Here is a 12578-nt window from a genome sequence, read left to right as displayed (position 1 = left end):
GCACGAGCCTCGGAGCACACGCGGCTGCCGCCCCGCCGCGCCGGGTGAGCAGGCGGGCCGGCTCAGATCACCTTCGCCTCGCGCAGGGCCGCGATCGCCGCCGGCGAGAGCGAGAGCAGGCCGCCATAAACGTCCTCGTTGTGCTCGCCGGTGCGCGGCGCGGGGCTGTGCACGCCGCCGGGCGTGCGCGAGAGCTTCGGCACCACGTTCGGCATCGCCGCGCGGCCCACATGCGCGTCGGGAATCTCGACAATGTCCTCCCGCGCCTCGAACTGCGGGTCGTCGAAGATCTCGTCGATCGCGTAGATCGGCCCCACGGGCACGCGCTCGGCGTCCAGGATCGCGATCACCTCGGCCAGCGTGTGCCGCGCCACCCAGGGGCGGATCTCGGCGTGGATCTCGTCGGCGTGCTGCTGGCGCACGTGCGCGGGCATGAAGCGCGGATCGACCGTCAGCTCCGTCCGGCCCATCGCCTGGCAGAGGCGGATGAAGAGGCGATCGGAGGGCGCGATAATCAGCGCCCAGCGGTCGTCCTTCGTGCGGAACTGCTGACCGGGAACGGTCCAATTGCGCGTGTTGCCGGCACGGCGCCGCACCTTGCCGTCGTGCGCGTACTCGCCGGCGATGTTGTGCGAGACGCGGAACAGCGGCTCGTAGAGCGAGACATCCACCACCTGCCCGGCGCCACCGCCGGCCGCGTCGCGCCAGTAGAGGGCGATCAGGGCGCCGAGCGCGTTGAAGGTGCCGGCCAGGTGGTCGCCGAGCATGTAGCCGGGGTGCACCGGCTCGCCGTCGGGCGCGCCGGTGACTTCGAGCAGGCCGCCGAAGGCCATCGCCACGCGGTCGTAGCCGCCCTTCTGCCGGTACGGCCCCGTCTGGCCGTAGCCGGAGACGCGCACATAGACGAGGCGCGGGTTGACCTTCGCCAGGTCGTCGGGGCCGATGCCCCAGCGTTCCATCGTGCCGGGCGAGTAATTCTCCACCAGCACGTCGGCGACGGCGGCGAGCTGCCGCAGCAGCTCCTGCCCGCGCGGCGTGCGCAGGTCGAGCGTGATCGAGCGCTTGTTGCGCCCCAGCACGGCGCGGCCCAGCGCCACGCTGGGCGCCAGCTCCAGGCCGACCAGTTCCGGATTTTCGATCGAGATCACGTCGGCGCCGAAGTCGGCCAGCAGCGAGGGGCCGAAGGGGCCGGCGATGATCTGGCCGGCGTCGATCACGCGCAGGCCCGCGAGCGGCATCGTGGCGGAGCGGCCGGCGCGCGCGGCAGCCAGGTCTTCGTCGGAGAGGATCAGCGGCATGGCGGCAAGCCCGCGCTCGTCGTCGCCGCCGCGGCGGCGCTCCTCGATCATGGGAGCGGGCGGGAGCGGCGGTCAAGCGCGGCGGCCGCTCCAGGCAGCGGGATCGCGCCACGCCGCCAGGAATGCGGCGCCGCACCTATAGGCGATCCGCGGCGGCTGCCGACACTTCCTATGGGGCCGTTGTCGGAAGCGGCCGCCGCACGTTGCCCTGAGCCATACGAGGTAGAAGCGATGTTCCGCCGCCTGCTGCCTGCCCTGGTCGTCGCGCTCGTGCTGGGCGGAGCGCTCAGCGCCGCCGGTCCGGTGCGGGCGCAGAGCGCCGCGGCCGGCGATCTGGCCGCCGTGGCGCTCAGCGCGTCCGAGCTGCCGGGCTTCACGCAGGCGCAGGAGACCACGCCGGCCAGCGGCGTGCCCGGCATCTCGGCCATGTTCGTGCGCACGTTCGTGAGCACGGACGCGAGCGGCGGCGCCGTGATCGACGGCCTGATCGAGACCGACCAGGCCCTGCCGGCCGGCGTGATCGTGCCGCTGTTCGGCGGGCCGGCCTTCGTGCAGGCGCTGGCGGGCGGCGGCGTGAACGTGCAGAACTTCCGGGTGCTGGCGCCGCTCGGCCTCGGCGCCGCCGACCAGCAGGTGGCGTTTGACCTGCCGGACCCGAAGGACGGCCCGACGCTGCACTTCGTGGCCGATATCTTCGTGCGTGGCCGCGTGATCGCGCTGGTGCTCGACGGCGGCCTGCAGCAGCCGGACCCGGCCCAGCTCGCCGCGATCGCGCAGGCACAGGACGCGAAGCTGAGCGCGGCCGGCCTGGGCTAAGCTCTCCGAAGCTTTCGCCGCGCGCTTCCCTCTTGCGAAATTCGTCTCGCCGCGCCATGATCGGACGTGGCGCGGCGATCGAACGTCATTCGGCGCCCGCGCGTACGATCCGGACCGTTCAGCGGCCGGCAACGGAGGAGCGTGACGATGCAGTTCCAGGACACCGCCGCAGAGGCCGCCTTCCGCAGTGAGGTGCGCGGGTTCATCAACGAGAACCTGCCGTCGCGCTTCGCCAACCCGGAGATGGAGCGCTACGACCTCAGCCGCCAGGAAGAAGACTTCCGCAAGCAGTGGCGCACGGCGCTGGGGCAGAAGCGCTGGATCGCGCCGCACTGGCCCAAAGAGTACGGCGGCGCCGGCATGAGCGTCAGCGAGCAGTTCATCTTCAACGAAGAGATGGCCGAGGCGCGGGCGCCGCAGGTGGGCGGTATGGGCGTGCAGATGATCGGCCCCACGCTGATCCTTTACGGCACGGACGAGCAGAAGCAGGAGCACTTGCCGCGCATCACCAGCGGCGAGATCCAGTGGTGCCAGGGCTACTCGGAGCCCGGCTCCGGCTCCGACCTGGCCAGTCTGCAAACCCGTGCCGTGCGCGACGGCGATGACTACGTGCTGAACGGCCAGAAGATCTGGACCAGCGGCGCTCACCGCGCCGACTGGATGTTCATGCTCGCCCGCACCGACCCGGAGGCGCCGAAGCATCGCGGCATCTCCATGCTGCTGCTCGACATGAAGACGCCGGGCCTCTCCGTGCAGCCGCTGGTGACGATGGCGAACGACCACGTCTTCAACCAGGAGTTCTTCGACAGCGTGCGCGTGCCGGTGAAGAACCGGGTGGGCGAGGAGAACCGCGGCTGGTATGTCGGCGCCACGCTGCTGGACTTCGAGCGCTCGAACATCGGCGCCAGCATCGGCCTCAAGCACACGGTCAACGACCTGATCAAATACGCGCGCGAGGCGAAGAGCGACGCGGGCAAGCCGCTGTATCTCACGCCGGGGCTGCGGTTGGAGCTGGCGGAGAAGCTGGTGGAGGCGGAGATTGCGCGGCTGTTCTCCTACCGCGTGATCAGCATCCAGAAGCGCGGCCAGGTGCCGAACCACGAGGCCTCGGTGAACAAGATGTACCGCTCGGAGGTGAGCCAGCGGGTGGCGCGGCTGGGCACGCGCATGCTGGGGATGTACGGCGGGCTGGACCGTGGCAGCAAGTGGGCGCCGCTGCGCGGCCGCATCGCGCACATGTACCTGAGCAGCGTCTCCGCCACGATCGCCGCGGGCACCAGCGAGATCCAGCGCAACGTGATCGCCACGCGGGGGCTGGGCTTGCCGCGGGGGTAGGCAGAGCGCGAGCACGGCCAGCCGGCCTTTCGAGCACGATCTAGGTATCGCCACAGGGTGTTTCAACCGAGCAGACCTCGCACCTTTATGCGGTGGGACCGACTTTTGGGGCGGCGCGTGAACCGGCACATGCCCGCGCATGATGCCGGTGAGGGGGAGCGTATACTGTAGCCTGGACTATTCGCGTGCCGCCCATTCGTGGGAGGGACCGTGCCACTCCGCCGTCGGCAGCCCTCATTGGTGGGGCGCGAGCAGGAACTGGCCACGCTCCTGGCCGACCTCGCCGTTGCCCGTCAGGTTGCCGGCGGGGTCGGCTTTGTCTTCGGTGAACCCGGCATCGGCAAGACCCGCCTACTGACCGAACTGGCCGAGCGCGCGCACACCGCGGGCACGCTCGTGCTGCTGGGTCACGCGTACGACAGCGACGCCGGCTTGCCCTATGGCCCTTTCGTCGAAGCGTTACGCGGTCTCGTGCGCGCCGGCGACAGCGAACGCCTCTGGAGCCAGTCGGGCAGCAGCATGGCCGGAGTCGCAGTGCTCCTGCCGGAGCTGGCCGACCGCCTCCCCGATCCGTCCGCCGGGCGGGCCGAGTCTCCCGAACTGGATCGGCCCCGGCTCTTCGACGCGGTCACGGAGCTGCTCTTCGCGGCCGCACACAGCGCGCCCGGCGGGTTGTTGCTCGTGCTGGAGGATCTGCACTGGGCCGACGCAGCGTCGCTGGTGCTCCTACAGCACCTTGGCCGCCGCCTGGCCGAAGCGCCCCTGCAACTTGTGCTTTCCTATCGCACGGTAGAGGTGCCACGCGATCATCCCCTCCACATGACGCTCGCCGAACTCAGCCGCCAGCAGCCGGTGACCCGCCTGCGGCTGCCGCCGCTACCGGAACCCGCTGTGGCCAGCATCATCGGCCAGCTCAGTGGTGCAGCGGCCGCACCGCAGGTTGCCGCCCGCGTCTATGCCAGCACCGCGGGCAATCCCTTTTATGTGACCGAGTTGGTGCGTCAGCTTGTGGGCGAGGGCGTGGACCTCTCCAGCGCGGCCACGGCGGGTTCCGGTTGGCGCGTCCCGATTGGCCTGCGTGAAGTGATCGGCAGTCGCCTGGCGCGGTTGAGCGCGGAAGCGGGTGCGCTGCTCGAGGTCGCCGCGGTGCTGGCCGAGGGTGCGCGCTACGAGGTGCTGCTGAGGCTATGTGGCGGGACGGCGAGCGAGCTGATGGCGCCGCTGGAGGAGGTCGAAGCGGCCGGGTTGCTGCAGGAACACGCCGGTATCTACGACTTTGCCCACGCGCTCATCCGGCAAACCCTGCTGGAGGAGCTGAGCTTGCCGCGGCGGCAACTCCTGCATCTGCGCGCGGCGGAGGCGATTGAGCAGGTGGCCGCGGGCAACCTGGCTCCGCACCTGGCGGCCCTGGCGGACCATTACCGTCTCGCCGGCGCCGCCGCCGATGGCGAGACGGCGATCGATTACCTGCTGCGCGCCGGGGAGGCGGCGCAGGGGGCGTTTGCCTATGAAGAGGCCGCCTCGTCCTGGCAGGCGGCGCTGGAGCGCTTGACGGCACAGGGGGCGGCGCCGAAGCGACGCGCGGACCTCTTGCTCCGGCTGGGGCAACTGCTCGTCGCCGCCGGATTCCATCGCTACAGGGACGCCATCGTCTGTCTAGAGCAAGCGATCGGGCTGTACGAGGAGATCGGCGAGTCAGTTCTCGCCGGCCGCGCACACGGCCGCTTGGGCCGGTGTCTCACCTTCGGCAATGCGGCCACCCAGGATCTGTCGCGCGCCATGCACCATCTGCAGACGGCCGCGGGCGTCCTTGGCGATGCGCCGGCGACGGTGGCGAGCTTCGATCTGTACGCGGGGCTTCACGGCGCGAGCTGGAGCGGCGTACAGACAGGGGCCGGGTTGCACGCTGCGGAGCGAATGCTGGCGATCGCGGGCGAGCTTGGTCGTAAGGACTTTGTAGAGCTGGCCAGTTACTTCCAGGGGCTGGACTTCCTGGCCAGCGGACGGCTGAGGGAGGGTCTGGACGCCTGCGAGCAGATGTGGGCGGCCGCCGATCGGCGCGGTGACCCGCTGGCGAGCATCAACGCCAGTTGGGTGGGGAACGTTCTCGTCTGGCTGGGCGACCCCACAGACGCCTTGCGCTGGTATGAGCGCGATCTGAGTCACCCGCGAAGGGGCCATGACTGGCAGGGCCGGGTGCTCGCGCAGACGCCTGGTGCCTACGCGCACCTGGGCGAGTTGGCGGAGGCGAGGCGGCGGCTGGCGAACCAGGGGCCGACCGCCTTCGAGCAGGCCGTGGAGATGCTGGCCTCACCGCTGCTCGCCTTCTTCAGTGGCCATTGGGAGGAGGCCGCCGCAGCGTGGGAGGCGGTGCGCGAGTGTGCGCGACGAACGGGCGTCCGGCTGGCCCAGATCGACTTCGCCCTCTGGCTGGCGCGGCTCTACCAGCTCCAGGGGGAATATCAGCGGGCCGATGCATTGGCAGAGGAGAGTCTTGCGGTCGCCCTCGACGGGCAGCATCTGCCCTTTGAACTCCGGGCGCGGATCGAGCTGGCGCTACTGGTGGCGGAGCGAGGCGACCTTTCGGCAGCGCAGGCGCACGTGGAGCGGTGCCAGGCGGTGTTGGCGGCGGGCGAGGACTGGCGCGGGCTGGCCGGTCGAGTCCGGCTTGCAGAAGCGGTCGTCGCGGCCGCGAGCGGCGACCACCCTGCTGCCGCGGAGCGGTTCGCGGAGGCGCACCAGATCTTTCAGCGCTACACGCTGCCCTGGGAGGAGGCGGAGGGTCTCCACCTGTGGGGCCGTGCTCTGCTGGCCGCCGGGCAGCCACGGCAGGCACTGGCGACGTTCAGCGACGCGCTCGCCGTTTACGATCGGATCGGCGCCGCCGACCGCTGGCGCGAGCATGTACTGGCCGACCTGGCCCGAGCCGAGCAGTTGCAGCAGCGCCGGCCGTCGCGGCCACGCTACCCAGATGGCCTCTCGGAGCGGGAAGTGCAGGTGCTGCGGCTGGTGGCGGCGGGGCGCAGCAATCCCGAGATCGCCGCCGCCCTGGTGCTCAGCCGCTACACCGTGGACCGGCATGTGAACCACATTCTGGCCAAGACCGGCACGGCGAACCGTGTCGAAGCGGCCACGTACGCCCACCGCCGCGGCCTCGCCAGGCTTTGAGCCGGCTCTGCTCGGCACCATCGCCCCCGCGCCACTAACAGAACTCTATTAGTCGGCTCTGCCCTACCTCTTCCGTCCCTCGCTCGCCAGGATCCCTGGGTCACGCGATGTTGGCTCGCTCCGGCTCCGCGAGGATGCTGGTGCGCCTCGGTGGCGCACCGGGAGGAGGCCGATCATGGTGACGTACAGCGGAACGCGGAAGCCCGTCCAGCGGCGACAGCTGCTGGCCGCGATCGCGTTAGTATTGGCAATTGGAACCGTCGCCGGCGTGGCGAGCTGGCGACTTGGCCTGCACGCGCATACCAGTGGCCGGGCCACAACCGTGGCACACGGGCAACCGCCGTCCAGCCGTCAGGCCGAGCCCAGGTCCGCCGCCAGCGGCAGCGGTGCGGCTCCGACCGGGGCAGCCGCGGTGGTTCCCACCGCTCAGGCACCACAGCTAATCCTGGTCGGCTCGGTGGAACGGGCGCAGCAGGCCCAGGCGGACCTCGACGCCGCCGATGTCCTCCGCATCCATTTCGGACTGAGGCCGCTGACCGCTGCGATCACGCCGGTCGACACGGACACCTCCAGCAACCTGCTGCAGGCGGTCGCTGAGCTGAACGCCGTCCACGACATGCTCGGGCTACCCGAGATCCAGGTGATCGACCTCCGCACCCGTCCGCAGTGACGTGCGGCGCTCCGTCGAGCGCGCTCGCGTAGCAGCGTACTCGCATGGACACCCGAGTCCGCTACGCGCCCGGGGCGCCCTGCCAGGGTTCGCCTCATCAGCAGGGTCTGCAACATCACAGCGGAGCATCGCGATGTGGAGCTCGATCCGCGCACTCGCCCCACGCGTTCTTGCGGCCGCCGAAGTCGCCGCGGCGCTCGCGGTGCTCCAGGTCGATGGGCAGCTCTCGAGGGTTGGAATTCGAGCAGCGGTTCAGCTCGGCCCCGTCGCAAGATCTCAACCTCGTGTGCCGGAACGGTCTGCCAGCGCGCGCCAGGCCGCGCCAAACGGGCTAACCCCGCGCGAACGGGAGGTACTGCAGCTACTCGCGGAGGGAAAGTCGAACCACGAGATCGCGGCGACTCTGGTCGTGAGTGTGCGCACGGTGGACCACCATCTGGCCAAGATCTACCGCAAAACCGGGGCACGCGGGCGAGTGACCGCGGCCACCTACGCCTTGCGACTGGCGACGCACGATTTGACCGTCGATTCGCAGCATCATCCTTGAACTCGGTAGCGCTGATGGCATAGGCGATCTCGCCCATTTTCCGCTGGGCTGACCCAGGATGGGCGATCTGGCCGGTGCATGCGGCACGGTCGTCCGCCACGCTGCGCGACGTCGGGGGTCTGACGGATGCGACCGGACCGCCGGGCGCACCACGCAGGCTCCCGGCCGCTCAGGACTCCCGGCGCCCGCGGAACGTCGCGGTGAAGGCGTGTACGTCGCCCATCGGGCTCATGGGCGGCATGTGCTGGGACCAGCAGCCCTTTCGATCGCCGGGGCCGGACCTGCAGAAGGAGGGGGCGGCATGGATCGCTGATTGCCCTCGGTCACCAACACCAGATTGTCCTCACGTACTCGAAAGGATGCACCGCCGTGAAACGCCTCTCGCTTGTGCTGCTCGGTCTCATCGCTGGTCTTGCCGTGATCGGCGGCTCCGTCCGCCACAGCCGCGCGCAGCCATCACAGACCCAGGCGGCCGGCGACCCAGCCTGTCTGCAAGCCAGCGTGGCGGCTGTCAACAGTTCTGGCATCCAGGGCACCGGCAGTCTCTGCTGGGGCAGCCAGGGTGTCACGGCGTCGCTCAGCGCGGGGAACTTGACCCCCGGCTCGGCCTACACGATCTGGTTCGCCTACTGGGATAATCCGGCCACCTGTAAGAGCCTCCCGTGCGGTGACAACGATGCCGGTGGCGACAATCCGGCCGTCGTCTTCGGTCGCATGGACGGCGCCGTGGCGGACGCCTCTGGACAAACGCTGTTCACGGGCACCATCCGCGACCTGCAGCTCAGCAAGCACTCCGAGGTCCAGTTGGTGATGTTCGGCCATGGTCTGGTGAACACCACGGACAACCGCTTCCGGGCGCGGCAACTGCTGACCCCGCAGGAGCCGGCCCTGGGTGCGCCGATGGGTGGCGCAGTCGCAGACGGCAGCAAGGGGGCGCCGGTGTCGCTCGTGGTGTTCGATCTTCCCTGAGGCAGCGAGTTCGGCCAGCCGCCTCGGCACGGCGTTCCGGTCGGGCTGAGAAGCGCAGGCGCCGGCCTTGGCGCGGCCACCTGTGTGGCCCGCCTGGCCGCATCGGCACAGGGGCCACCACGCAAAGGGGCAAACAATGCGCGCGCGGACGAGCAGCAGGGGCCGGCGGAACGGGGCGAACGGTCGCTCCTGGGCCGCCACACAGCTCAGTCGGCGGCACCTGCTGAGCGGGGCGCTGGCCCTCGCCACCGCCGGCGTGCTCCGTGGGGGTTCCGACGATCCCGCGCTGGCCCGGTCCCACGAGCGCACGCCCCGCCGGCCGCTGGCCAGCGCCGACACGATCGTAGTGCAGTGGAACAACGCGGCCCTTCAGGCCATTCGTGCCACGAAGCCCGGCCCGCCGATGGTCGCGCGGGCCCTGGCGATCCTCCACACTTGCATCTACGACGCCTGGGCCCTCTACGACCCCGTCGCGGTCGGTACGCGCTTCGGTGCCGAGATGCGCCGCCCGGCGGCCGACCGCACTCTCACGCAGAAGGCCGAGGCGCTGAGCTACGCCGCCCGCCACGCCCTGAGCGATCTATTCCCGTCTGAAGCGTCACGCTTCGACGATCTGCTGACAAACCTGGGTTACGATCCGGCGGCGGTGGTCCCCTCGATCGAGCGCCCCAGCGGCCTCGGCACGCTCTGTGCTCAGGCGGTGCTCGACTTCCGCCACGGCGATGGCGCCAACCAGACCGGCAGCCTCCGTGCCGGCGGCTACGCCGACTACACCGGCTACATGCCGGTCAACACCCCAGATATCGTCAGCGACCCGAACCGCTGGCAGCCGCTGCGCGTGCCCGATGGGCAGGGCGGGTTCAGCGTGCAGCAGTACATCGGCCCGCAGTGGGGGTTGGTGACACCCTTCGCCCTGACGAGTGGGGCGCAGTTCCGCCCCGTGGAGGGTCCAGCGACCTACGGCACGGCGCGCTACCGGGACCAGGTGGACCAGATGCTGGCGTACAGCGCCAACCTGACCGACGAGCAGAAGGTCATCGCCGAGTACTGGGCGGATGGTCCCTCATCTGAGTTGCCGCCCGGCCACTGGTGCCTGTTCGGCCAGTTCGTCTCGCGCCGCGTTGGGCACGACCTCGATGCGGACGTGCAGCTGTTCTTCGCCCTCGCCAACGCCGTGTTCGACGCCGGCATCGCCGCCTGGGACGCCAAGCGCGCCTATGACTCTGTCCGGCCGGTGACGGCGATTCGTTACCTGTATAGCGGGCAGGCGGTGCGCGCCTGGGGTGGTCCCGGTCAGGGGACGCAGACGATTGATGGCGGGGTATGGCAGCCCTACCAGGCGGCGACAGTCGTGACCCCGCCGTTCCCAGAGTTTATCTCCGGTCACAGCACCTTCAGCGCCGCGGCCGACGAGGTACTCCAGCGCTCTATGGGGAGCGATGCCTTTGGCGCGTCCGTGACGGTGCCGGCGGGGCACTCCCGCTTCGAGCCGGGGCTGGTGCCGGCACAAGACGTCACCCTCGACTGGGAGACGTTCTCGGCGGCGGCGGATCAGGCAGGGCTGTCGCGGCGCTACGGGGGCATCCACTTCGAGCAGGGCGATCTGGTGGGCCGGGCGATCGGGCGGCTGGTGGGGGCGCAGGTGTGGGACCGTGCGCAGGCCTATCTCAGCGGCGCTGGATAGCGATGTCGGCGACCACGTATGCTGGCGACCCTGCCGCGTGCCAGGGAAGCCCGGCGTTGCTCGGAACCGCTGTCAGGGAACAACCCACGGTCGCATCGCAGCATACGTTTCCAGGGCATCGGTGAGAAGGCTGTCCGCTTCGTCCGCCCGAGCGTGACAAGGCGGACAGGACCAGGCCCGCGGCGCTGGGTACCGTCCGCCTGTTGTCCGCCGTTCGAGCCGAATCCATGCATGTATGACTGCCAGCGGCGAATGGCCGACCGCTCTGTCCGACAGTACTCAGCGATCGTGGATTCACAGGCTCCGTTTGCTGGAGCGCACGCTTCGTGCCCGGAGACTGTGGCGTGCCTGGCGTCTGAGCGCAGCGGACGCGTCGCGCTCATTACCGGCGGCCGTGACATCGGCCGAGTGCACGCCCTCATCGTCGGCGGGATGGGCGCGGAGATCGCCATAGCAGCGCACAATGCCGCCACGATCGCCGCGGGCACCAGCGAGATCCAGCGCAACGTGATCGCCACGCGGGGACTGGGCTTGCCCAGGGGTTAGGGGAGAGAGAACAGGGAGTAGAAGGCCGGGTAGGCGCGAACGCTCGTCGATCCCAGGCTGGAGGCGGAGCGTTTTGCGTAGCGTTACGCGGGAACACGTGGCGACATGGGCCGCCAGCGCCCTTCGTCGTCACAGCGCTCCCAACCTGTACCCAGGCGCAGCCGGTCGAACTGGCTGGCGAGCAGGATGCCGGCGGCGGCTGGGGGTGCTGCCGCCCCCGTCAGGCCAGACCGCGGTCCGCCTGCTGCGCCAGGGTGACGATGGCGCCGGGAGCGCTGAGGCGCGCCAGCCGGCGCAGGGCATCTCGCCTGGCCGCCGCGCTGCTGGTCTTGTGCAGCACCTGCTCCGCGTAGGCGCCGATATCGCTCAGGGCACGCACGTGGCGGTAAAAGGCCAACGCCACTCCATCGACCGCGGGACTGCCGTAGCCCGCAAGGAACCAGCGTGCCTCACGCGCGCCGGCGGGATAGACGCCCAGGCCGCCGACGCCCATCATCAGATCGCACTCCTTCGGCGCATAGAGCACCTCGTCCCAGTCGACCATCCACAGCCGGTCGTCGTGGTCGATCAGCAGGTTGTTGGGATGGATGTCGGCATGGCAGAGCACCAGCGGCGGCGGTGAGCGGCGCAGCTGCGCCCCGAGGGCCGTGAAGCGTCCGGCGAGCGCCAGCACCACGGGGCGCTGCGTCTGCCACCAACCCGCCAGGGCCTGGAGTTCCGGTGATTCCGCGTCGGCTGCCGCGCCGAGCGCCTCCAGGCCGGCGACGACCTCGTTCCACGGGGACTGGCGCTGCCGCTGAAAGAGCTGGGCGAACGTGAATGCCTCGCGGGGCACGATCCGCGCGAGGTCGGGGGAAAGCAGCGTGTCGTGCACCTGCCGGAGCGCCGCGCCGAAGGCGAGCCAGTGGCGCTGCTGGAGCCCGTACGCCATACCGGCCGTGCCGTCGATGAACGGGTACACGGTGAGGGTGAACGGGTCGAGATCGGCCCATAGCTGGCCGCTGCGGGTCGGCAGTGGCGCGACGACGGCCGTCGCGCCGTGGTCGGCCAGGAAGCGGGGGACGCGCAACGTGGCCGCGGGTATGCGGCCATGGCGGAGCTTGAGAAAGTAGGCGGCGCCCGCGGCAGTGGCGGCGCGATAGGTCCACGCCGCGACATCCTGCCCCAGCGTGAGGGCGGTCAGCGCCGTCACGGGAAGGCCGTAGTGCCGCTGGATGGCCGCGACGATGGCGTCTTCGGGCAGCGCAGGACGGTCAGGCATGGCAGGGATTCGGCCTCGCTGAGCGGTGCGTGCTGCGCCCAGTCTGCCAGCCCGTTCCCGGGAGTGCGAGCACGCGCACGGCCGTAGGGCGCAACGTCTCTCGGCCGGCCCCGCACAACGGGGATGGAGACAAATGCTCGCCGCGGCCCCGGCGTGATCGCCGCGCGCGGCCCCGGTCGTCGCGAAAGACGCATCTCACCCGTTATGTCGGCAGCCGGTCACAGTCTCCGGCCGCGCTCCGTCATAGTAGTGACGGGAGCACTCCACCGCGCAGGCGCGAACAC

General features: G+C 70.2%; 10 protein-coding genes. 8 read left to right on the top strand and 2 right to left on the bottom strand.

What is annotated here, in order from left to right; all coding sequences use genetic code 11:
* Window positions 1–62: 62 nt before the first annotated feature.
* The gene (locus VKV26_05470) at window positions 63–1349 is read right to left on the bottom strand and encodes a CoA transferase (GenBank protein ID HLZ69344.1); all 1287 of its coding nucleotides are present in this window, start codon (window positions 1347–1349) and stop codon (window positions 63–65) included.
* A gap of 180 nt (window positions 1350–1529) precedes the next feature.
* On the opposite strand from VKV26_05470, the gene VKV26_05465 reads away from it, so the two are divergent.
* The 8 genes from VKV26_05465 (at window position 1530) to VKV26_05430 (ending at window position 11033) form a co-directional block, all read left to right on the top strand.
* Window positions 1530–2114 (top strand): hypothetical protein, encoded by a 585-nt coding sequence (locus tag VKV26_05465; protein ID HLZ69343.1) that lies wholly within the window; start codon window positions 1530–1532, stop codon window positions 2112–2114.
* A gap of 147 nt (window positions 2115–2261) precedes the next feature.
* Window positions 2262–3449 carry an acyl-CoA dehydrogenase family protein gene (locus VKV26_05460; GenBank protein ID HLZ69342.1) on the top strand — a complete coding sequence of 396 codons (1188 nt, stop codon included), beginning with the start codon at window positions 2262–2264 and terminating at the stop codon, window positions 3447–3449.
* A gap of 210 nt (window positions 3450–3659) precedes the next feature.
* Window positions 3660–6617 (top strand): AAA family ATPase, encoded by a 2958-nt coding sequence (locus tag VKV26_05455; GenBank protein HLZ69341.1) that lies wholly within the window; start codon window positions 3660–3662, stop codon window positions 6615–6617.
* A gap of 175 nt (window positions 6618–6792) precedes the next feature.
* Complete coding sequence (locus tag VKV26_05450; protein HLZ69340.1) at window positions 6793–7287, top strand: hypothetical protein; 495 nt, start codon at window positions 6793–6795, stop codon at window positions 7285–7287.
* Window positions 7288–7420: 133 nt separating this feature from the next.
* The gene (locus VKV26_05445) at window positions 7421–7834 is read left to right on the top strand and encodes a helix-turn-helix transcriptional regulator (protein HLZ69339.1); all 414 of its coding nucleotides are present in this window, start codon (window positions 7421–7423) and stop codon (window positions 7832–7834) included.
* Between the two features lie 369 nt (window positions 7835–8203).
* On the top strand, window positions 8204–8803 hold the full coding sequence (locus VKV26_05440) for a hypothetical protein (protein ID HLZ69338.1): 600 nt from the start codon (window positions 8204–8206) through the stop codon (window positions 8801–8803).
* A 136-nt stretch (window positions 8804–8939) separates the two neighbouring features.
* Window positions 8940–10487, top strand: a complete 1548-nt coding sequence (locus VKV26_05435) for a phosphoesterase (GenBank protein HLZ69337.1) — start codon at window positions 8940–8942, stop codon at window positions 10485–10487.
* A 408-nt stretch (window positions 10488–10895) separates the two neighbouring features.
* Entirely contained in the window at window positions 10896–11033 is a 138-nt protein-coding gene (locus VKV26_05430; GenBank protein ID HLZ69336.1) for a hypothetical protein, read from the top strand.
* Window positions 11034–11253: 220 nt separating this feature from the next.
* Here VKV26_05430 and VKV26_05425 read toward each other — a convergent pair whose 3' ends face one another.
* Window positions 11254–12294, bottom strand: coding sequence for an aminoglycoside phosphotransferase family protein (locus VKV26_05425; GenBank protein HLZ69335.1), 1041 nt, complete (start codon window positions 12292–12294; stop codon window positions 11254–11256).
* Window positions 12295–12578 lie beyond the last annotated feature (284 nt).

This window comes from Dehalococcoidia bacterium, from assembly GCA_035310145.1.
In the GTDB taxonomy this organism is placed as follows: domain Bacteria; phylum Chloroflexota; class Dehalococcoidia; order CAUJGQ01; family CAUJGQ01; genus CALFMN01.
The sequence above is the reverse complement of the archived record's forward strand: the minus strand, read 5'-3'. Positions and strand labels throughout refer to the sequence as shown.

What these genes read in the sequence shown, in the direction of transcription:
- VKV26_05465 (HLZ69343.1), top strand. Translation starts at nt 1,530, where the DNA reads ATGTTCCGCCGCCTGCTGCCTGCCCTGGTCGTCGCGCTCGTGCTGGGC.
- VKV26_05450 (HLZ69340.1), top strand. Translation starts at nt 6,793, where the DNA reads ATGGTGACGTACAGCGGAACGCGGAAGCCCGTCCAGCGGCGACAGCTG.
- VKV26_05460 (HLZ69342.1), top strand. Translation starts at nt 2,262, where the DNA reads ATGCAGTTCCAGGACACCGCCGCAGAGGCCGCCTTCCGCAGTGAGGTG.
- VKV26_05470 (HLZ69344.1), bottom strand. Translation starts at nt 1,349, where the DNA reads ATGATCGAGGAGCGCCGCCGCGGCGGCGACGACGAGCGCGGGCTTGCC.
- VKV26_05425 (HLZ69335.1), bottom strand. Translation starts at nt 12,294, where the DNA reads ATGCCTGACCGTCCTGCGCTGCCCGAAGACGCCATCGTCGCGGCCATC.
- VKV26_05435 (HLZ69337.1), top strand. Translation starts at nt 8,940, where the DNA reads ATGCGCGCGCGGACGAGCAGCAGGGGCCGGCGGAACGGGGCGAACGGT.
- VKV26_05445 (HLZ69339.1), top strand. Translation starts at nt 7,421, where the DNA reads ATGTGGAGCTCGATCCGCGCACTCGCCCCACGCGTTCTTGCGGCCGCC.